A 19,716-nucleotide genomic window follows, 5' to 3' on the forward strand; every position below is an offset into this window, starting at 1 on the left:
CATGCTACGCAAGCTCGCTCTTGTCGCAGGCGGCATAGTCATCATTGCGCTGGCGGCCTTCTGGATTGTCACAATGCCGCAGACAATCGATGCGGCAACCATGGCCGCAATGAAGGAAGGCGACGCCAATCGTGGCGAGCGGATTTTCTGGGCAGGGGGGTGTGCCTCCTGCCATGCCGCACCGGGCGCGCAGGATGAGGCGCGCAAGGTGCTGTCCGGCGGGCTGGAACTGGTCTCCGATTTCGGCACATTCGTTGCGCCGAATATTTCGCCGTCACCGCAGGGCATAGGCGACTGGTCGTTGCAGGATTTTGCCAATGCCCTGCTGAAGGGGGTCGGCAAGAACGGCCATCATCTTTATCCGAGCTTTCCCTATACATCCTATACCCGCATGCAGCCGCAGGACGTGGCCGATCTTTATGCCTTCATCATGACCTTGCCGCCCTCGGACAAGCCCTCCGAGCCGAACAGGCTTGCATTTCCGTTCAATGTGCGTCGTGGGCTGGGCTTATGGAAACTCCTGTTCCTCGATAATGGCCCGGCCGTTGATCTTGAAAATCCATCCGATCAGGTCAAACGCGGCCAGTATCTGGTTGAGGCACTTGGCCATTGTGGCGAATGCCATACGCCGCGCAATCTGATTGGCGGGCTGGACAAGTCAAAATGGTTGGCAGGTGCGCTTTCGCCTGAAACGGGCAGTGATGGCAAAAAGGGCATTGTGCCCAATATTACCACCGGACCGGGCGGTATTGGCGACTGGAGCGCCCAGGATATAGCCTATGCGCTGCAAAGCGGTTTCACGCCGGATTTTGATTCGCTTGGCGGTTCAATGACCGATGTGGTGGCGAATATGGCAAAGCTCCCGGATGAGGACAGGCAGGCGATAGCGGCCTATCTGAAAGTCATACCGCCGCATCCGGATGGTTTTGAAAGGCATTGAAAAGGTTGGCACTGGCAGAATGCCGTCTCGGCCAGTGCTATCGCACCGTGCAGCGGGCAATGGTTGCCGGGCCGGCATTGGTATATTTGCTTTGCATCGTATAAAGCCAGCCGCGGCACTCATTCATCGTGCTGAAGCAGCGCATGCGATCAACCGGAATGCGGCCATCATTATTGCTGAGAATAGGTGAATCATCCACGCCGCTGAAAACGCCGACAATGATGCCGCTGCCGCGCGGCGGCGTGCTGCAGCGCGCGCCGGCATATTCGCTCACACCCTTGGGGATGGGGCCGGACATGGTGGCCGGCGACGGGCCGCTGCCGGATTGATCCACCTGCGGAGCGGCCACACAGGCAGCAAGTGCAAGCGTCAGGCTCACAGGAATCAGCTTCAATCCGGCTTTCATGCTTGTCTCCCATTCACCACCGGCTGGACCAGGTGATCACCAGATGGGAGCAATTCAGATTTTCATGGAAATGCTGATTGCTCCAACATATTGATTTTCTTGCAGTTCCAGACAGAAAACCGGTTCCCACTTTTCCTGGAACTGCGTTATCGTAATCACCATATTATAATGGTGTGTGGCTTGCGCCAATCGGCCTATTCCTCAAAATGGCTGTCTGTTGCACGCGAACGTGGATAAATATGGCGCACGGGAAAGGCTGGCAGCCATGTTTCGCGCCGGACGGCCCAGCTTTCATAGGCCGGGACAAATTGGTCGATAGCATCAAGCGTACCGAGATGAACCTCGATCTCGTCATCCGTGCAGGCAAAGACGGATGAACCGCAATGCGGGCAGAAATGCCGGCCGGCATAATCGCGTGTTTCACCTGTAATGGTTACGGCCTGTCTGGGAAAGATCGCGGCAGCATAAAACAGCGCGCCGTGGTGCTTGCGGCAGTCAAGACAATGACAGATGCCGACCCGATAGGGGTTGCCCCTTGCCACCAGACGGATATTGCCGCACAGGCAGCCGCCTTCATGCTGTTGCATCAATGCCTCCCGCATCAAGTGAAACGGCCAGAATGTGATCATTCTGGCCGTCTGTGCATCAGTTGTTGAGTCTGCCTGCGATCTTCAGGGCGAAGGCATAGCTGTAGGCTACCTCCTCCAGCCGCGAGAACCGGCCGGATGCGCCGGCATGGCCGGCATCCATATTGATCTTGAACAGAACCGGACGATCGTCTGTTTTGAGTTCACGCAGTTTTGCCACCCATTTTGCCGGTTCCCAATAGGTGACACGCGGATCTGTCAGGCCCGCAATGGCAAGAATGACCGGATAGGCCTGTGCCTTCACATTGTCATAGGGCGAATAGCTGGCAATGGTGCGATAGTCTTCTTCCGATGTGATCGGATTGCCCCATTCCGGCCATTCAGGCGGGGTGAGCGGCAATGTGTCATCAAGCATCGTGTTGAGCACGTCGACGAATGGCACTTCGGCAATGATGCCGCCGAAGGCTTCCGGGGCCATATTGGCAATGGCTCCCATCAGCATGCCGCCGGCCGAACCGCCATGGGCAATGATGCGGTCATGGCTGGTAAAACCTTCGCGCACCAGATGGCGCGCTGCGGCAATGAAGTCCTTGAATGTGTTGACCTTCTTTTCGCGCTTGCCGTTTTCATACCAGGCAAAGCCCTTGTCCTTGCCGCCGCGGACATGGGCAATGGCATAGACAAAGCCGCGATCAACCAGTGACAGGCGTGACGTGCTGAAGCTTGCCGGAATGGTGATGCCATAAGAGCCATAGCCATAAAGCAGGCATGGCGCGGAACCATCGAGCTTCGTGTCCTTATGATAAAGCAGCGAGATCGGGACCAGTTCGCCATCCTCGGCCGGGGCGAAAATGCGCCGCGTGACATAAGCTTGCGGATTATGCCCCGATGGCACTTCCTGCGTCTTGAGCAGGGTGCGTTCGCGCGTGCGCATGTTATAGTCGTAAAGCTGCTCCGGCGTGGTCATGGAGGAATAGGAAAAGCGGATGATGTCCGTGTCATATTCCGCACTGCCATGCAGCCCCAGCGAATAGGCCTCTTCATCAAAGGCGATCGCATGTTCCTCGCCTGTGTCGCGGTCACGGATCACAATGCGCGGCAGGCCATTGTCCCGCTCCATCCAGACCAGATGATGCTTGTAGGCGGCATGCGACAGAATGAGTCGGCCCGGCTTTTCCGGCACGACATCCTGCCAGTTTTCAGGTTCTGGCGCATGGGCAGGCGTGACAACGATCTTGAAGTCCTTGGCGCCGCCTGCATTGGTGAGGATATAGAAGACATCACCGCCCGGCGCGATGCTGTATTCAATGCCGGTCTGGCGCGGCGCAATCAGCCGCGGGCTTGCGGCAGGATTGTCCGCCGGCAGCATCCAGCATTCGGACGTTTCATGGTCGTGAATGTCGATGAAAATGTAATCATCGAGCGGCGAGCCATCGACGCTGACAAAAAAGCCCGGATCCTTCTCCTTGAAGATCAATGGGTCCTGTGACTGATCGGTTCCGATCCTGTGATAATAGACTTCCAGTGCGCGATGGTTTTCATCAAGACGCGTATAGAAAAAGCCTTCGCTTTTTGCGTCCCAGCTTGCCGATCCGCCAGTATTGGTCACAAGATCGGCAAGATCCTGCATGGTGGCAAGGTCGCGCACCTTGAGGGTGAAGAATTCCGAGCCCTTGTCATCAAAGCCCCAGATCAGGCGCTGATGATCGGGTGAATGGTCAGAGGTGGAGATCGAAAAATAGGCCTTGCCTTCGGCTTCCCTGTCGCCGTCAAGCAGAATGGTTTCTACGCCGCCATCGCGTGGCATGCGCACAAAACGCGGATGCTGTCCGCCGGTGACATAGGAAACGCCATAGGCATAGGGGCCATCCTTGATCGGAACGGATGAGTCGTCTTCCTTGATGCGCCCGCGCATTTCCGAAAACAGCTCTTTTTGCAGTGCTTCCGTGTCCTGCATCAAGGCAGCCTGATAGGCATTTTCCGCTTCAAGGTGCTTGCGGATTTCTGGCGCCAGCAGGGATGGATCCTGGAAAACCTCCTGCCAATTGTCGGCACGTAGCCAGGCATAGTCGTCCATACGGGTAATTCCATGCCGTGTGTCGCTGGTTGGATGCTTGGGGGCGTGCGGTGGCTGTGGATGAAGAGTGGAATTTGGCATAAACAGTCCGTGAGTGGGGATGAGGCAGGAATCAATCTTCCGTGAAGATCAGGGCATGGCCATTCATGCAATAACGCAATCCGGTTGGCGGTGGGCCATCGGGAAAGACGTGGCCAAGATGCGCATCGCAATCGGCACAGCGAATCTCCGTGCGCACCATGCCATAGGATCGATCCTCGAAGGCTGCAACGGCATCGTCGCTGATTGGCTGATAGAAGCTTGGCCAACCTGTTCCGGATTCATATTTGGTTTCAGAGCGATAGAGCGGACGGCCACAACATACGCAGCCATAGGTGCCTTTCAGCGAGCTGTCGAAATTGGGGCTTGAAAAGGCGCGCTCCGTGCCGTGCTGGCGCGTGATCTGATACTGGATTGGCGTAAGCTGCTCACGCCATTCCTCATCCGTCTTGATGACTTTCAGCTTGCGAACCGGGTGTTTGATGTGGGGCATGGCAGCTTCCTTCGTTTCGCAGATTGGTGTTTTTGCGCATTGTTTCAAATTTTATTGCATTGTAGACGCAACAAATTATCTACAATTGAACAAACTGAATATAGGTGCATGTCTACACATTACCAATAGTCGTTGATTCACTCGGGAATCCATCATGGTCATTATACGCCATGTGGTGTCGCTTTTTGGTATGAAAAATCAGGTAGCCTCTGCATCTTATTTTCTCGTAACCTGATGTTTCTGGAACAGGTCTGTTAAATTTGTGACCAAAATGATCAAATGTAGTCCTAATTTTATGGGGACGATTTTATCATGCTGCAAGAAATTACATTTGTAGCGCAGTTGCGAATTTTTTTCAGGTTGTAGATTCAACTTGGCTCACACTGTAGGATTGTTTTGTTGTATTTTATCTGCAAGTTGAAAATGTCGTGATCATGTATTGTTGAATGATAATTATATTGCAAATGCCACCATCAACTGATATTTGAAAAATTGACGGGATGAGTGTTAGATCATGCGCAGCGCGTCCTGTAAATCCAGACAACTGGCGATGCTGTGCGACAGCAAAAATTAAAGGAAGTATGATGGAGCATCTCGATTCTAACGACGAAAGCATAGAACTATTGCTAAGCCTGACTGCTGACGTTGTTGCTGCTTACGTAGGGAATAATTCGATCCGTGCAGGCGAACTGCCGACGCTGATTGCCGAAGTTCATGCTGCGTTCAAGCGCCATGTCGAGCGTGAAGAAGCTCCGGTTGTCGTTGAGAAGCCGAAGCCAGCTGTAAATCCGAAGCGTTCTGTTCATGACGACTACATCATTTGCCTTGAAGACGGCAAAAAGTTCAAGTCGCTCAAGCGCCATCTGATGACGCACTACAACATGACGCCGGAACAGTATCGCGAAAAGTGGGATCTGGATCCCAACTATCCGATGGTTGCGCCGAACTACGCTGCAGCACGCTCGAGGCTGGCCAAGAAGATGGGCCTCGGCCGTAAGCCAAAGAGCGACTGATCATCGCGCCGGTTCAGGATCGGCAACGATTTGGCGGTCTTGATGTGAAATGGCCGGGAGCGCTGTCGTACATTCAATGGCGCCCCGGCATGATCGGGCTTCAGTGGAAAGCTGGCACTGTTTGGCGGCAATGTACCGCCACAGCGGCAGTCGTGCCCATGTGCAAGACCATCATATGTGCAAGACCAGCCTATGCAAATCAGAAACGTGAAACACAGAGCTGACTGTCAGAACAGATATGGCTGTCAGCCATGAATGCAATTCACGCGACCAAGCTGATCTGGCCTGCGCCAATCTGATCAGACCCCTCGATTTTTGACAGCGGTCAAGGCGAGGGGTTTTTGATTCCGCCCTGTTCATTGCCTGGCTGGAATGTTGCGTGGAATCCGGGGGGGAAGGGGTTGTCTGTGCCTGCGCCGCGCATGTGGCTTGGCACCTTGGTCTGCCCGTTGCGGTCGTCTTCAATTGCAGGGCAGGGCTTGAATGCCAGACGCAGGACTTGGTTCATGTGGTGAAAATGGCACCCATAGCCCGATATGCGCGGCAAGCCGCGAAAGGAAGGCAGAGCCTGACGCATGATCCTCATCATTTCGGTGAGTTCGCAGCTCCAGGAAAAGCTGCCCGGCTTTCCATCCGGAACAGCGCCATACAAGCCATACAATGTGTCAGAGCAATTCAGCCTTTTCCTAGGCATCTGGATTGCTCCAGGATGAGGCTTACCCATTCACTGCCCATTCCGTTGGCTGATTTGCTGACAATGCACGAAAATGCCCTGCCATTTCTTCGCCTTTCCGCTCACCCATGCAGATGGCTGTTTCACGTCCATGAAAGGATTCTGCGCCTGTCTGGAGCAGCATTGAGTACCGTCTGATCCCTTGCCTTTATCCGCAGCAACAGACAGGCATTTCCCTGCCGTACCGGCTGTTGCCACTTGCCTGTATCTCCTGACAAGAACAGGTTTTTCTGGCCGTTCCATCCGGCTTTGACGCCTTTCGCATATGGCCCTTTGCATGAGCAATGCCCCAGGCTTTTGTTTTGATGCAGCCAAAACCGGCGTCTGTTCTGGAAAGGCCTGTTTCTGGATTTGCCACATTGCCGGTCATGGCGCGCAGGCGGTCAAGCACCTGTTTCAGGGCAATATGCCGGTTGAGATCATAGCCCCAGTGCCCATTCACGCCTTTCAGCCTTTCCCGTTCGATCAGCCGTGTCAGTCTCTTGATCGCCGCTTGCTGCGCCTCGGCCGAGGAAGCCATGAGTGCGCTGAAATCGATGCCGGCAATGAGCTGAAGCGCCACGCGCTGCATGGCGTCCATGCGCGCCTGCTCCCGGGTGGCAAGAAAATTTTCCTTTTGTTTGCGTAATTCCTGCTCGTTCATGGTGTCCCTCACGTTGATTTGCTGGGACACAGCATGCAGTGATGCGGGTATATGGGGATAATATTCCCAACAAAATTCTGACTTCGCTGCAGAAGTGCCATTTTTACACAAGAATCAGCTAGCATGAAACTTATCCACGCTTGCAATTTCTTCCGTACAAGAATATATTCCTATTTTGACGGGGAATAATGGATGTCTTTGCAACGAACGGATGCCATTCATAACAAGGCCGAAGCCCTGGATGCCTTAAGGCAGCTGGCGGCAAGGCATGGGCGGAAACTGTCGCCGGATTGCGATGACAAGCCCACTGTCAACGAGACACGTCAACGCAACATTGCGATCTGTGACGCGTTGATTGATCTGCTTGGCTCAACCTTCGGGGTGAGCAGCAAGGAGTTGAGATCGCCAAGGCGATGTGTGCGTTCCATCGCACGTGTTCGTCAGATTGGCATGTATGTCGCGCATACCTATTTCGGCATGGCGATGAGTGAGGTGGCCATCGGTTTCGCACGCGACCGCACCACGGTGATGTATGCCTGCCATCTGGTCGAGGATCTGCGCGATGATGTCGATTTTGATGCGGTCGTGACGGCGTTTGAACGCAAGGTCGGAGCGGTGTTTACGGAATGGAGGCAAGCGGCATGAGCGAATCCGAGAAGCGTATACTTCGTTTTCTGAGGAGCGGCGCATGTGAAATGCAGGATTCTGTTCGCGAATCGCATGTGCTGCTGGTGGGAGAACAGGGCAGCATTGCAGCCACGCGCGCCGAGATTGATGCCTTGCGCAGGAAGGGCCTTTTACGCCTTGTCGGGCAAACCGTTTCGCTGGCACAAGGCAGTGCTGCCAAACCGGCAACTGGCAGGAAACGACTGGCTTCTGATGCACAGAACCGGGCAAGGGTGCAAATGGACAATGGCGAAACTGTCGTCGTCAACCTCTCCGAATCACCGCTTGCCCGGCTTTATCGGATGAAAAATCCCGATGGCAGCACCTTTCTGTCGGAAGGCGAATTTCGTGCTGGTGAAAGGCTGCGGGCGGATTTTACACGCGGGGCCATGATGCCATCCGTGACCTCGCGCTGGGGCATGGAGGTGCATGGAACAGGTTGCAGCCATCGTGGTGCAGGCGGCTTTGCGGAAATGTCGGACATTGCCCTTGCCAGCCGTCAGCGCGTGGAACGCGCCCTGCAGGCAGTCGACCCGGAACTGAGTGGCGCGCTTGTGGATGTGTGCTGTTTTCTGAAAGGGCTGGAAACGGTGGAACGGGAGCGGCAATGGCCGGTTCGTTCCGCAAAGATCCTGATCAAGACAGCGCTGGCCATGCTGGAGCGCCATTATAATCCGCCGGCAAGACGGGCTGCGGGCAATACCATTCTGCATTGGGGCACAGAGGATTATCGTCCGGCCATCATGCCCGGACAGGGCCAGGCGTGAACAACGGATGCGTGGTTCTTTTCATGTCCGACGGCATGTGGCGGCTGAAAGAGGGGGCTGCCGGCAGCAGCGCTTTGCCGCCTCAGGCTGCGGCAAGGGCTGCCTCTGCCTCACGGCGAATACGCGCCACCATTGAACGCAGGCCGTTGGAGCGCTGTGGCGTGAGGTGCTCGTCAAGGCCGAGTTTTTTCAGGATTGCTTCCGGATCAATGGCGAGAATTTCCGAAGCCCGGCGGCCGGAATAAAGCGCCAGCACGATCGCGACCAGACCACGCACAATATGCGCGTCCGAATCACCCAGAAATTCCATGACCGGGTCGGGGCCGTCATGTGGCAGGGTTTTCAGCCACACCTGGCTGACACAGCCCTGTACCTTATGTTCGGCATCGCGTGCATCGTCAGGATAGGGCTTCAGCTCATTGCCAAGCTCGATCACATAGCGATAGCGATCCTCCCAGTCATCGAGAAACGCGAAATCGGAAATAATGCTGTCGATCGTGGCGGTCATGCTCATTACCTGGCTGGATGTCTGGAAAGAATGCCTGCGTCTATATAGGCCCGAACTGCGGCGAGGTCACGAAAAAGCTTTCGTGGCAACAGTTGTTCGCAATGGATTGATCAATCTGCGCAAAATCAGCCTGCCGTGGCAGCCTGCCGGTGCAGGAGCAGGCTCAATGACCGCTCTTCTCCCGCGGCAGGGGGAGCGGGTGCGACTTGTCCCGGTTTGTTATGACATGTTCATTTGTTGGAATATTTTCCGCCTTTGGTGCTGGTTGCTGCCTGTCGGTAAAATAGGAACTCAGAAATTCAAGCATTCTGCCGCTTGCCTCCATGAGCCCATTTCCGGCCGAAGCCAGCAGCGATGTGCCCGTTTCGCAGGCTGTCTGATTGTTCTGGCATAGTTTGCCAACTTCCAGCGCTGTCTTGCCATAGCCTATCAGGTCGGCAATGGCGTCTGTTCTGGCCGGATTTTCAGCTGCCGTCTGCCTGTGCGCTGATGGTGGCCTTGTATCCGTTTCCGGGAAAAGACGGGGCATGATGAGAAAGGCCAGCATCAGCCAGAACGCGGATTTGAGAATGAAACGAATCATGACCTTGGCTTTAGCTTGTTGCAGCTTGGGACTGGTTGCTACATTCACCCGAAATCGAAAAGATTCGGTAACCGCCAGCATGCCTTCCATGATCAGGCCGCAGGATTGCGGCAAATGCGGGTCGCGCGCCTGACTTTTTGCCGCTGGGCGGATGGCCGGAGGAAAATGCGCCGTGCGTGGGACGGCAACAGGCCTTGGCAAAGGCACGGCAAGGGCAGAGCCTGGGCACAGATTGCACAAATAATTGTAAAACATGACTTTTCTGTACGCCGGCTATCCGGCAGCCAAGGCTGGCAAAAGATAGTTTCTGTTTACCATAGATTCAAAAGGCCTGCTCTGGCGGCAGAAAACGGGCCAATCGGCCTGCGTTTTATCCATTCCTTAAAGCCTCGCGCGCAATCTGGTCCTGTCGGGGCGGTATGCGTTTTCGACAGAATGCAAAATGAGCAAATGGGTGAGGCCGTTGAACGCCATTGTCAGAATTGCAGCAGGATTGATGGGGAGCTGGGGCGCAAGACTGTCTGGCGCTTATATGCACGTCTGTCAGCGTCTGGCTGGTTCGGGTGAACCATGCGCCATGCGCATGGCGGGCTCCTGTTTGCTGCTGCCTGTCCTGCTTCTGGCAACCGCCCTGGCCTGTGGTGTGGCGACGTCACTGAACGAGCTGGCCGTGCTTGTCATCAGCCTTGCAGGCCTTGCCATGATTATGTGTGCCTTGGCGCTGTTCGGCCTGCCGGCACACATTGCCGCAATGGCCAATTTCATCATCTATGGATTCGGTCTGGCGACCATCGGCATGATTGCGGATGGTGATAGCCTGTCCCTGCTCATGACAGCGCTTCTGCCGATCGAAATCTGGCTTGTGACCCGCAAGGCCTGGCCGGCTGTCACTGGCCTTGCTGCGGCAGTGCTGATCGACAGTCTTCTGATCCTTTGGACAGAACAGGCTGCCCTTACCCTCTCGGCTGCGGCCATTGTCGTGTTTGTGGCCTATGCAGCTCTCATTGGCATGCGGATTGCCCGTGCAACCGGCAAGGGCGCGGAGCAGACGGTTGCAGAACCGGTCATCATGCATCAGGGCGGGGATGTACGCTTCAGTCTTGATCTGGAAGGCCGCATCATGTCGGCTGATGTGCAGACCGCCAGGCGTCTTGGTGCAAAGGCTGATGGGCTCAAGGATGCCATGCTGCTTGATCATGTTCATGTGACGGACAGGGTACATTATCTGTCCATGCTGGCTGATCTGCGTGAAGGCAAGGCTGTGCATGCGGTCGATCTCAGGTTGCGCGCCCGCAACAAAGATCGCGTGGTCTTTGAGCCTTATCGTATTGAAGCCTTTGTCCATGCTGACAGGATTGCGCTCACCGGCCGTTCGCTGCAGCGAGAGCAGGAATTACAGGACGAGATTGCCGCGCTCAAGGCTGAACTGGCCAGGGAGCGTGTCAATAAAAGCCATCAGCTTGCCGCCATCAGCCATGAGCTGCGCACGCCGCTTAATGCCATCATCGGCTTTTCCGACATGCTGGCCAATGGCATTGGCTCTGACAATGCCGATGACAGGCAGCGCGAATATGCCGGCATCATTCATCGCTCCGGCCATTACATGCTGGAACTGGTCAATGCTGTTCTTGACAGTTCGCGGCTCGAGACCGGCACCTATCGCATTCATCCAAAATCTTTTGCCTTCAGGCAGGCGGTGGATCTGTGCAGCAATGTCATGCTGCCGCAGGCTGAAGCCAAGGGAGTTGTCTTCTGTCATCGTGTACGCGCCGATATTGGCGAACTGGTTGCCGACCAGCGTGCGGTGCAGCAAATATTGATCAATCTGGCTGCCAATGCGGTGAAGTTCACCAAAAAGGGCGGTTGTGTTACCATTGATGCAGCCCGCATTGCCACCGACAGCCGCCCGATGCTGGAAATCAGCATTACGGATACTGGCATCGGCATGAGCGAGGACGATCTGGCAAGGATCGGCACGCCATTCATGCGCGCCGATAACAGCTATACCCGTGCACAGGAAGGCAGCGGCCTTGGGCTTTGCGTGGTGAAAGGTCTGGTTGCGTTGCATGAAGGCAGCATCAAGTTCAAAAGCAGGCTGGGCGAGGGAACCGTGGTCACGGTTCGTCTACCGCTTGCCGGCCCGCTCAATCACACTGGAGGCACGGACAATCACGTTGCATGCAATGAGCAGCTTGCAACCGGCATGGTGATCGACATGCATCGACACCAAGGAGAAAGGCATAATGACTGGCAGAAAGACGGTAACCAGGACCAAGTCGGTGCGCAGACCCGTAAAACGGCCTAGCATCACGATCCGGGTTCTCAAATTCTTCCTGAATTCGGCCTCCGCGCTGGCCTTTGCGGCAGGTGAATTCATTGTGCGCAATCCGGTTTTCACCGGCGGTGCGACTGCCTTTGCCGTGGTGTTCGGTTTTGTTGCCGCCAATGCACTCTGGTATCAGCCGGAAGCACATAATGCAGTGTTTTTCAGCACGCGCCCGGAACTGGTCTTCAAGCCTACGCCGCGCAATGCCCTGTTTGGTGCAGGTGCGAAAGGCGGGCAGGCCCCCAGCCAGCCTGTGGCCAACACTGCGCCTGTGCCAGATCAGACGGCAGGGCAATTGTCATTGCCTGAAATCATCTCGGACGACATGCTGCCTGCATTGGCGCCCAATGCCGATGCCGATATTGCGCGGCTGCAATTGCGACTGTCGGCACTGGGCATCTACAAGGGCCCGATCGATGGTTTTGGCGGGCCGCAGACCCGTGCGGCAGTTGAACGCTGGCGCGCGCTGGAAGGCAAGCTGAACCTGCCGCAGACACAGAACAATCAGGCTGCGATTCGCTCGGGCGCGCCAGCCGCCGAAAGCGCCGGACGCATGGACAATATTGCCAGCGTGATTGCGCGCGCCAGCCCGGTGCCGGATGAAAAGCCGGTTCCCGCCAGGGCTGAAACCGCTCTGCGCCCCAGGGCGGCGACAGTGTCGCTGCGCCCGGCAGAGAACAAGACAAGGTCGAGCGCCGAGAAAGGGCCGGCCGGCGAGCAGGCCCCGCCCGTCCCGATCACCGTGCAGGATATCATCCGCGTCCAGGCTGGTCTCAAGGCCTTTGGCAATGATGCCGTTCCAGTCACAGGGCAGGTGGACAAGGCAACCAGCGATGCAGTGCGCGAATTCCAGAAATTGTTCCGCCTGCCGGTTACGGGCAGGATCGATGCCACGCTGATCGGCAAGATGCGTGAAATCGGCCTGATCGGGTGACGGATGACTGCGCGCGTAAAGTCGGATTTCTGGGTATCAGTCCTGATCCGCAGAGTGCAGATCGAAGGTGGCTTTGCCTATCTTGCCCGGCGTGGTGCGCCGGAAGCGGGCGCCATTTTCATCAAGGTCAGCGCCCGCTTTGGCACATGTGACCTTTATGCGCCCGCACCACAGACCGCCTATGATGAGGAAAGCGACGGCGAGCGCCGTTTCCTGCGCATCCTGCATGATGTCAATGATGAGGCTGTCTCGGAAAGAATGGCGCGCGAGATCCGTTTTGACCCGGATCTATGGTTGGTGGAACTGGAAGATGTGGCCGATGTTGCGGCGCTTTTTCCCATTGCGCCAGAAGATGATGCCTGAAAGCAGATGATGCCTGAAACGGATGCAGCCTGAAAATCTGCATCCGGCAAGCAGCGGAAATGAACAGGTTTATTGACCGATGCCGCTTCGGAGCGGATGGTCGGAATTGGCGACCTGCGTCACCGGCGCAGACAATGCCGATGTCGCCATTTCACGCAGCTTGTCACGCAGCATGGCCGACATGTCCTCCGCACGCCAGCGACGGATGAGGGCGGTTGCCTTCTGGCGGTCGATCGAGCGGTAAAGCTTGACGAAATTGCGCAGGCCCTCGCGGTCAGTCTCCACCGAGCCAAGCACGGCAGTCAGCGTCAGGAAACATTCCGCTGCCGTGAAGCCAAGTGCCTTGAGTGCGATCGGCAAATGGGTCTGCGGCCATTTGCCGATGATCATTTCAACGCGCTCCAGCGTCAGATCCAGCGCATCGGCCAGCACCTTGCGGAGTGGTGCATCGCTGCCAAGCAGGGCGGCATCGACAATCAGATCGCTTTCTGTCGGAAAATCCATCTCGGAAAAGACCGGCAGGCTTGCAGGCGTGCTTTCCTGTTCGGCAATTGCCGCCGGCATGTCATCCGATTTGTCTGCCAGCTCATCCTGCATGGCCAGAGTGCGTTCAATCGCCGGGTCGGCAAAACTCGTCAGAACCTGTCTGAGCAGGGGATCTCGCGACGGACGGCGGGCAATGACGCGGGCATGGCCAAGCCCCTTGCGGCCGATGAGGTCAATCAGATCGGATGATTGCAGCAGGGGCGAGCGCAAGAGAAGGGGCGCGGAAATTTCGGTCGGTTCGCTGGCAAGCGTCAGCAGCAGGCGGCGCGGCGCATCGTCAAGCAGTGCCAGCGCATTGGCGACATGGCGTTTGCCATGCGGAGTCGCACTGCGCAACATCGGCAGGGCCAGATCCTCAAGCTGCTGTGTGTCCTGGCGTCCGGGGCGTGTGATTGCGGCATAAGCGGAAATGGCGGCCGCAAGCAGGTCGTCCGCCTTGATGTTTCCAGCAGTTGTACGCGACAGATCCCGGCTGCCTGAAATCTCCTCCAGGGCGCGGAACTGATCATTGGACACGCAAATACTCCGGTAGTTGGGATGCATGTCTCCCGGAAGCGGAATGGCTTGGGAAACATGCGTCAGACAAAGTCTTTTTGCCGATCATAACGGCCAAGTCTTAGCAAGCCATTAACCGTAATGCGGCTTGAGGCGGCCAGATTGCTGCAGCTTCATTCCGGGTCATAAGGCCGGCATGCAGCGCTTTCAAAAAAGTGCGCGATCGTTTTCGACCAGCTCTGATCGGGCAGGAGGGTGCGCAATATGACCATGCCCTCGCCAAGATCCTTTTCGATCATGACGGGGCGGTTTTCGCCCTGCTGTTCGCTGACGCGCAGCCTTGCCATGCCAATGGGATCGGCAATGATGAGATCGAGCTTTCCCTGAACAAAAACATCATCATTGATGCTGTAGAGATTGTCGCCATTGGGGGCATAGACCGACAGCGACCAGAACGGTACGGTAACGGATGTGGTAATGCGCACCGGGCCACCGGCAAGATCAAAGCGGCAGGCCGCAGCGCGAAGCAGCGGGTCCTTGTCACTGCCAAGTCCATCCTTTCTGTCGATGGGCTGAAACACATAAGGTTCGCCCCGGGTTTCAAGGCGCGACCAGGCATTCTGATCCGAATAGAGGGGCACCAGAAAGATCACCGCCAGATGCACGATGGCTGCTCCGACAAGCCCCAGCAACAGGATCTGGAACCAGTTTGACAGCAGGCGCTGGGATCCTGTCCTGTCAGCCATGGCACATCCTGTCATGCTGGAATGGGGCGGGCTCAACTTTTGGCATGACAAGCTCAACCAGACCGGCAGAGCTTGCGGCGGGCGTATCATAAAGGGTCAGGACCAGTACCAGATCGCCCTGGCCTTCCAGCGGCAGCCAGTTGCCGGAACGGGCGTCGGCGCCGATATCTACCATGATGGAACCATCCTGTTCATAAAGGACATCGCGTGAGTGAAGGGCAATGGGCAGGCCCTGTCTTGGTATGATCGGGGAGAGGTCGGGGCTTGCAGCATAAAGCGTCCAGAAGCGGGCTGATGGCGTGAAGCCGCTGAGCCTGTAGCGGCAATTGCGCCGCAATGGACGGCCGTTATCATCTGTTCTGGCCTGAAAGATCAGGCCTTCTGCAGCACCTGGCGGCAATATGGCCTTTTGTGCCGCGCGCGCTTTGGCATAGGGGTCGGCTTCTTCTGTCCCGGCCAATGGATAGGCACGCCATGCGCCGACCCGTAATTCGCCAAAGCCGTCAAAGCGGTTGAGAACGGCATTGGCGCTCCATATGCCGCCGCCAAGCGCAATCAGCAGCAAAACGGTAACATGCAGGATTGATTTCACCATGATGCACTCAAAGTAGCGATGCCTTGACCTGATTGGCACTGACGGGGGTTGCAGAGCGGAACAGATCATGCAGTTTCCGGATTACCCTGGTCGTCATGGGTGACAGCACACGCGGCGGCATCGTGGCCATTTCCGGCTGGTTTTCGCTGGTATTGGCGGCGGCGATTGGGGTGGCCGGGAAAGGCGGATTGACGCCCGGAATGGGCTTCAGCTCGATATTCTGATGCGCATAGCTCATCATGCGCTGCCATGCCATGGCCGGCAGAATGCCGCCGGTCAGCTCATTGGTCGGGCTGAAATTGTCATTACCGAACCAGACTGCGGCGGTATAATTGCCGGTAAATCCGACAAACCAGGCATCGCGGTAATTCTGCGTCGTGCCGGTCTTGCCGCCGACACGGGTCATGGGAAGTGCTGCGCGCCGGCCCGTGCCGCGCTCTGGCACCTGCACCAGCATCGAGTTCATTGCATGGGCCGCTTCTTCCGACAGGGCCCGGTATGGTTTCGGGCCGTCGCGGCTGAAATCCCACAATACCTTGCCATCCGTGGAAAGAATCTGGGTGAAGGCATGGCGGTTTCCCGCCATGCCGCCGGTGGCAAAGACATTGTAGCCGGTGGCCTGATCCAGCACCGTCATTTCCGATGTGCCGAGCACCATGGTCTTGTGCGAGGAAATGGGGGATTCCACGCCCATTCTTTTGGCAAGCGCCACGATCGGCGCAGTGGTGAGATAATCACGTGCAAGACGCACCGGCACGCTGTTGAGCGAGCGCACCAGCGCGGTCGTCAGGTCAACCCGGCCGGCAAAGCTGCGGCCATAATTGCGCGGCGACCAGTTGCCCCAGCTGATCGGTCCATCAGAGACAATGGTGGAGGGCTTCAGCCCCTTTTCCATGGCGGCCGCATAGACATAGGGCTTGAAGGAGGAGCCCGCCTGACGCAGCGCCCTGGTGGCACGGTTGAACTGGCTTTCGCCATAATCGCGCCCGCCAACCATCGCCCGCACCGCGCCGTCGGTTGACATCACCACGGTTGCCGCCTCCCTGACATTATATTGCTTGCCATATTGGCGCAGGTGAAATTCCAGCGCTTCCTCGGTCGCCTTCTGCAGATTGCGGTCAAGCGTGGTGCGCACGATCAGTGTGCGCTGGCCAAGCGGCTCGGCAATGCGTTTGACTTCCTCAAAGGCCCAGTCGAGGAAATAGTCCGGACTGTCATTCTTGCCGCGGTCAATGACGCTGGCCGGATTGTGCCGGGCGGCCGCGACCTGTCCTTCGCTCAAGAAGCCGCTTTCCACCATGTTGGACAGGACAACATTGGCGCGGGCGCGCGCCGCAGGCAGGTTGACATGCGGCGCATATTTGGCTGGCGCCTTGAACAGGCCAGCCAGCATCGCCGCTTCGGCAATCGATACATCCTTGATGTTCTTGCCGAAATAAAACTCCGATGCCGCTGCGATGCCAAATGTGCCACCGCCCATATAGGCACGGTCGAGATAAAGCTGCAGGATTTCCTTCTTGCTCAGGTTCGCTTCCAGCCAGAGCGCCAGGAAGGCTTCCTTGATCTTGCGCTCGATCGTGCGCTCATTGGACAGAAACAGGTTTTTTGCCAGTTGCTGGCTGATGGTCGAACCACCCTGCACCACGCCATTGGCGCGCATGTTCTGGCTCATGGCGCGGATGAGCCCCATGAAATCAATGCCGAAATGATCAAAAAAACGGCGGTCTTCCGTGCCGAGTACGGCCTTGATCACATGGTTGGGCAATTCGTCGATCGGCACGGCCTGCCGATGCAGGATGCCGCGCTGGCCGATTTCATTGCCGTAACGATCAAGGAAGGTGACGGCATAATCATCCTGCGTGCGCCAGTCGCGCTTGGTTTCCTCGAATGCGGGCAGGGCCAGAAACAGCATGACGATGGAGCCGAGCACCCCGAGCGTGAAGCCTTCGTCCAGCACCTCCACCACGAAACGGCGAAAGCCGCGCACGCGAAAGCGGCGCGAGAAAATGGTGGCATATTCCCACCCTTCACTTAAACGAAAGCGCAAGTTGTAAAGCGAGGAATCAATCCAGGCATCAAGACCGATCAGGCGTGAAACCCGGAACGGTTTGCGCTTGTCTTCTTTATCACCTGTCCCCTTACGCATCACACGACTCACGATTGGGACTGAAACCCGAAGCGCAACGTAACACGCGCCGTGTCACAACGCAGTTTGATCAATCAGTCGAGACATTGTCCAGCACGGACGATGCTATGCGATTAGCTATTGTATCTGTATAGCAGATTTCTTCGACTACAAGCGGTAAAATAGCGGCACTGTGTGAATTGCCGGTTAAAGGAAAAAAATCATAAATAGGAAAATAGTCGTTGACACCGTCACGCTGTTTTGATAGCTGTGTGCTACAGTCGAAGAATTGTGACTGGACGGCATGCAGCTTCCAAAGGAGCATGTGCGATCATTTTAAGCGGGCCTATCCGCCGGGCAGCGGGCAGGATGGTGCAGGAAACGGGTCGATTGAATTCAATGACATATGGAAAAGCAGATGGCGAACGCTTTCAGGCCGACGCGCGGTGCCGCACGCATATTGCTTGCCTATCGGCTGCAGCGGCAACATGGCATTGCGCTTGAGGATATGGCCAGCTTGCTTGCGCTTTCGCCGGAAAAATATCTGGCCGCGATCAGACGTCTTGGGCCCGATGATGGCGATATCAGGGGACAATCGCCGACGGCTGTGGTGCTTGACCGGCTGCAGTTGGAACTGAAGCGGCTGATCGAGGGTGAGGAATTGCCCGACAAGGGCAAGGCCGAAGCCCTGATGGCGCTGGCACGGGCAGTCAAGACGGTCGGCGAGCTTGCAAGCGAAGTGGTCCGGCCGCCAGAACGCGACAACAGGACAGCAAGTGTTACGGAAATCCGGCAGGTTCTAAGCCGCATAGACAGGAGAATTGACGAACTTGCAAACAGGCGCGCGCAGGCGATGCTGGGCGGCGGGTTTGACGCAGGAACAACTGATGGCAGCAGAGGAGGAATGGCTGCTCAGGGCCCGTGATGCGCAATTGCCGCCGCCGGGCGATTGGCGCATCTGGCTGATTTTGGGTGGGCGCGGTTCAGGCAAGACAAGGGCAGGGGCCGAATGGGTCAATGGCATGGCTTTGGGGCTTCCCCTTTCACCAAGAAGCCTTGCGGCCACATTGCGCTGGTTGGCGAAACCCTTGCCGATGCGCGCGAGGTGATGGTCGATGGGCCTTCGGGCATATTGTCCGTCTCGCGCATTTCGCGCCCGCGTTATGAGGCAACGCGCAGGCGCCTGCTGTGGGACAATGGCGCGGTGGCGTCGCTTTATTCATCGGAAGATCCTGACAGTTTGCGCGGGCCGCAGTTTGATGCGGCCTGGTGCGATGAGCTGGCAAAATGGAAACACCCGCAGGAGACCTGGGACATGCTGCAATTTGGTCTCCGGCTGGGTGAGCGCCCGCGTCAGGTCGTGACGACAACGCCACGTTCCGTACCTTTGCTGAAGGCGCTCTTGGCGGATCGCTTGCTTGCCATGACGCATATGCGCACGGCAGAAAACGCTGCCAATCTGGCGGCAGGTTTTCTTGAGTCGATCAATCGGCGTTATGCCGGAACACGGCTTGGCCGGCAGGAGCTCGACGGCGAACTGATCGAGGAACGCAGCGGCGCCCTGTGGTCGCGTGAACTGATTGAAAGCTGTTTTGAGGCGCAGGTCCCGGAGCTGGAGCGCATTGTCGTGGCAGTTGATCCGCCCGCCAGTGCAAACAGGGCGTCTGATGCTTGCGGCATTGTGGTGGCGGGCCGGGATGCCAATGGTTTTGCCCATGTTCTGGCTGATGCAAGCATGGAGCAGGCCAAACCGCACCAATGGGCGCGCCGCGCCATTGCGCTTTATAACACATACCGGGCGGATGCGATCATTGCCGAAGTCAATCAGGGCGGCGAAATGGTTGCGGCCGTTCTGGCGGCAGAAGATCCATCCGTGCCGGTTGTGATGCGCCGGGCGACACGCGGCAAATGGCTGCGCGCCGAGCCGATCGCAGCGCTTTATGAACAGGGGCGTGTGCGCCATGCCGGACGTTTCCCGGCGCTTGAGGATGAAATGTGCGACTTTGCGCCGGATGGGCTTTCCAACGGTCGTTCACCCGACCGGCTTGACGCGCTGGTCTGGGCCTTGGGCGAGCTTCTGCTTGCTGCGGAAAGAAAGCCGCGCATCCGCCGCTTTAGTTGAATTCATGAA

General features: G+C 56.9%; 18 protein-coding genes and 2 pseudogenes. 9 read left to right on the forward strand and 11 right to left on the reverse strand.

Annotated features, from left to right (window positions below):
* Window position 1 precedes the first annotated feature (1 nt).
* Window positions 2–940 (forward strand): cytochrome c, encoded by a 939-nt coding sequence (locus ACFO1V_RS12790; protein ID WP_374832749.1) that lies wholly within the window; start codon window positions 2–4, stop codon window positions 938–940.
* Between the two features lie 37 nt (window positions 941–977).
* Here the strand turns inward: ACFO1V_RS12790 and ACFO1V_RS12795 are convergent, their stop codons facing one another.
* The 4 genes from ACFO1V_RS12795 to msrB form a co-directional block, all read right to left on the reverse strand.
* Window positions 978–1,346 (reverse strand): hypothetical protein, encoded by a 369-nt coding sequence (locus ACFO1V_RS12795; RefSeq protein WP_374832751.1) that lies wholly within the window; start codon window positions 1,344–1,346, stop codon window positions 978–980.
* Between the two features lie 194 nt (window positions 1,347–1,540).
* Window positions 1,541–1,933 carry a GFA family protein gene (locus ACFO1V_RS12800; RefSeq protein WP_374832753.1) on the reverse strand — a complete coding sequence of 131 codons (393 nt, stop codon included), beginning with the start codon at window positions 1,931–1,933 and terminating at the stop codon, window positions 1,541–1,543.
* A gap of 58 nt (window positions 1,934–1,991) precedes the next feature.
* A complete protein-coding gene (locus tag ACFO1V_RS12805) occupies window positions 1,992–4,091 on the reverse strand; it encodes a S9 family peptidase (RefSeq protein ID WP_374832755.1) in 2,100 nt (699 codons plus the stop codon).
* Between the two features lie 31 nt (window positions 4,092–4,122).
* Window positions 4,123–4,542: a peptide-methionine (R)-S-oxide reductase MsrB gene (gene msrB / locus ACFO1V_RS12810; RefSeq protein WP_374832757.1), complete on the reverse strand. Its 420-nt coding sequence runs from the start codon at window positions 4,540–4,542 to the stop codon at window positions 4,123–4,125.
* Between the two features lie 584 nt (window positions 4,543–5,126).
* Here msrB and ACFO1V_RS12815 point away from each other — a divergent pair.
* Window positions 5,127–5,555 (forward strand): Ros/MucR family transcriptional regulator, encoded by a 429-nt coding sequence (locus ACFO1V_RS12815; protein ID WP_374832759.1) that lies wholly within the window; start codon window positions 5,127–5,129, stop codon window positions 5,553–5,555.
* Between the two features lie 1,097 nt (window positions 5,556–6,652).
* On the opposite strand, the pseudogene ACFO1V_RS12820 reads toward ACFO1V_RS12815, so the two are convergent.
* Window positions 6,653–6,931: pseudogene (locus ACFO1V_RS12820) on the reverse strand (cytoplasmic protein); the annotation flags it as partial.
* A gap of 198 nt (window positions 6,932–7,129) precedes the next feature.
* Between ACFO1V_RS12820 and ACFO1V_RS12825 the strand changes: the two are divergent.
* Together ACFO1V_RS12825 and ACFO1V_RS12830 are read left to right on the forward strand one after the other, a co-directional pair.
* The gene (locus ACFO1V_RS12825; protein WP_374832825.1) at window positions 7,130–7,576 is read left to right on the forward strand and encodes a helix-turn-helix domain-containing protein; all 447 of its coding nucleotides are present in this window, start codon (window positions 7,130–7,132) and stop codon (window positions 7,574–7,576) included.
* Entirely contained in the window at window positions 7,558–8,364 is an 807-nt protein-coding gene (locus ACFO1V_RS12830) for a DUF6456 domain-containing protein (RefSeq protein ID WP_374832761.1), read from the forward strand. The genes ACFO1V_RS12825 and ACFO1V_RS12830 overlap by 19 nt, the downstream gene beginning before the upstream one ends.
* Before the next feature lie 82 nt (window positions 8,365–8,446).
* On the opposite strand, the gene ACFO1V_RS12835 is transcribed toward ACFO1V_RS12830, so the two are convergent.
* Both ACFO1V_RS12835 and ACFO1V_RS12840 read right to left on the reverse strand, forming a co-directional pair.
* Complete coding sequence (locus ACFO1V_RS12835; RefSeq protein ID WP_374832763.1) at window positions 8,447–8,872, reverse strand: SufE family protein; 426 nt, start codon at window positions 8,870–8,872, stop codon at window positions 8,447–8,449.
* 163 nt (window positions 8,873–9,035) lie between these two features.
* Complete coding sequence (locus ACFO1V_RS12840; protein WP_374832765.1) at window positions 9,036–9,710, reverse strand: hypothetical protein; 675 nt, start codon at window positions 9,708–9,710, stop codon at window positions 9,036–9,038.
* A 208-nt stretch (window positions 9,711–9,918) separates the two neighbouring features.
* Between ACFO1V_RS12840 and ACFO1V_RS12845 the strand changes: the two genes are divergently transcribed.
* The 3 genes from ACFO1V_RS12845 to ACFO1V_RS12855 are packed head-to-tail and all read left to right on the forward strand — an operon-like array spanning window position 9,919 to window position 13,078.
* The gene (locus tag ACFO1V_RS12845; protein WP_374832827.1) at window positions 9,919–11,760 is read left to right on the forward strand and encodes a sensor histidine kinase; all 1,842 of its coding nucleotides are present in this window, start codon (window positions 9,919–9,921) and stop codon (window positions 11,758–11,760) included.
* A complete protein-coding gene (locus ACFO1V_RS12850; RefSeq protein WP_374832829.1) occupies window positions 11,735–12,715 on the forward strand; it encodes a peptidoglycan-binding domain-containing protein in 981 nt (326 codons plus the stop codon). The genes ACFO1V_RS12845 and ACFO1V_RS12850 overlap by 26 nt, the downstream gene beginning before the upstream one ends.
* Window positions 12,716–12,718: 3 nt before the next feature.
* Window positions 12,719–13,078, forward strand: a complete 360-nt coding sequence (locus ACFO1V_RS12855; protein WP_374832767.1) for a DUF1491 family protein — start codon at window positions 12,719–12,721, stop codon at window positions 13,076–13,078.
* A gap of 69 nt (window positions 13,079–13,147) precedes the next feature.
* Here the strand turns inward: ACFO1V_RS12855 and ACFO1V_RS12860 are convergent, their stop codons facing one another.
* From ACFO1V_RS12860 to ACFO1V_RS12875, 4 genes are all read right to left on the reverse strand, one after another.
* Window positions 13,148–14,167, reverse strand: coding sequence for a DUF2336 domain-containing protein (locus tag ACFO1V_RS12860; RefSeq protein WP_374832769.1), 1,020 nt, complete (start codon window positions 14,165–14,167; stop codon window positions 13,148–13,150).
* Window positions 14,168–14,292: 125 nt separating this feature from the next.
* Window positions 14,293–14,835 (reverse strand): DUF1254 domain-containing protein, encoded by a 543-nt coding sequence (locus ACFO1V_RS12865; protein ID WP_374832831.1) that lies wholly within the window; start codon window positions 14,833–14,835, stop codon window positions 14,293–14,295.
* Window positions 14,836–14,857: 22 nt separating this feature from the next.
* Window positions 14,858–15,460, reverse strand: a complete 603-nt coding sequence (locus tag ACFO1V_RS12870) for a DUF1214 domain-containing protein (RefSeq protein WP_374832771.1) — start codon at window positions 15,458–15,460, stop codon at window positions 14,858–14,860.
* 7 nt (window positions 15,461–15,467) lie between these two features.
* Window positions 15,468–17,606 carry a transglycosylase domain-containing protein gene (locus ACFO1V_RS12875; RefSeq protein WP_374832773.1) on the reverse strand — a complete coding sequence of 713 codons (2,139 nt, stop codon included), beginning with the start codon at window positions 17,604–17,606 and terminating at the stop codon, window positions 15,468–15,470.
* A gap of 397 nt (window positions 17,607–18,003) precedes the next feature.
* Here ACFO1V_RS12875 and ACFO1V_RS12880 point away from each other — a divergent pair, with 397 nt between their 5' ends.
* Window positions 18,004–18,510 carry a hypothetical protein gene (locus ACFO1V_RS12880; RefSeq protein WP_374832775.1) on the forward strand — a complete coding sequence of 169 codons (507 nt, stop codon included), beginning with the start codon at window positions 18,004–18,006 and terminating at the stop codon, window positions 18,508–18,510.
* Window positions 18,473–19,707 (forward strand): annotated as a pseudogene (locus ACFO1V_RS12885) (DNA-packaging protein). The gene ACFO1V_RS12880 and the pseudogene ACFO1V_RS12885 overlap by 38 nt, the downstream one beginning before the upstream one ends.
* Window positions 19,708–19,716: the final 9 nt, after the last annotated feature.

Origin of the sequence: Daeguia caeni (genome assembly GCF_042653845.1) — a bacterium.
Taxonomy (GTDB): Bacteria; Pseudomonadota; Alphaproteobacteria; order Rhizobiales; family Rhizobiaceae; genus Brucella; species Brucella caeni.

Coding starts and splice junctions, on each gene's coding strand:
- ACFO1V_RS12790 (WP_374832749.1), top strand. CDS start 2: ATGCTACGCAAGCTCGCTCTTGTCGCAGGCGGCATAGTCATCATTGCG.
- ACFO1V_RS12795 (WP_374832751.1), bottom strand. CDS start 1,346: ATGAAAGCCGGATTGAAGCTGATTCCTGTGAGCCTGACGCTTGCACTT.
- ACFO1V_RS12800 (WP_374832753.1), bottom strand. CDS start 1,933: ATGCAACAGCATGAAGGCGGCTGCCTGTGCGGCAATATCCGTCTGGTG.
- ACFO1V_RS12805 (WP_374832755.1), bottom strand. CDS start 4,091: ATGCCAAATTCCACTCTTCATCCACAGCCACCGCACGCCCCCAAGCAT.
- msrB (WP_374832757.1), bottom strand. CDS start 4,542: ATGCCCCACATCAAACACCCGGTTCGCAAGCTGAAAGTCATCAAGACG.
- ACFO1V_RS12815 (WP_374832759.1), top strand. CDS start 5,127: ATGGAGCATCTCGATTCTAACGACGAAAGCATAGAACTATTGCTAAGC.
- ACFO1V_RS12830 (WP_374832761.1), top strand. CDS start 7,558: ATGGAGGCAAGCGGCATGAGCGAATCCGAGAAGCGTATACTTCGTTTT.
- ACFO1V_RS12835 (WP_374832763.1), bottom strand. CDS start 8,872: ATGACCGCCACGATCGACAGCATTATTTCCGATTTCGCGTTTCTCGAT.
- ACFO1V_RS12840 (WP_374832765.1), bottom strand. CDS start 9,710: ATGTTTTACAATTATTTGTGCAATCTGTGCCCAGGCTCTGCCCTTGCC.
- ACFO1V_RS12855 (WP_374832767.1), top strand. CDS start 12,719: ATGACTGCGCGCGTAAAGTCGGATTTCTGGGTATCAGTCCTGATCCGC.
- ACFO1V_RS12860 (WP_374832769.1), bottom strand. CDS start 14,167: ATGCATCCCAACTACCGGAGTATTTGCGTGTCCAATGATCAGTTCCGC.
- ACFO1V_RS12870 (WP_374832771.1), bottom strand. CDS start 15,460: ATGGTGAAATCAATCCTGCATGTTACCGTTTTGCTGCTGATTGCGCTT.
- ACFO1V_RS12875 (WP_374832773.1), bottom strand. CDS start 17,606: ATGCGTAAGGGGACAGGTGATAAAGAAGACAAGCGCAAACCGTTCCGG.
- ACFO1V_RS12880 (WP_374832775.1), top strand. CDS start 18,004: ATGGCGAACGCTTTCAGGCCGACGCGCGGTGCCGCACGCATATTGCTT.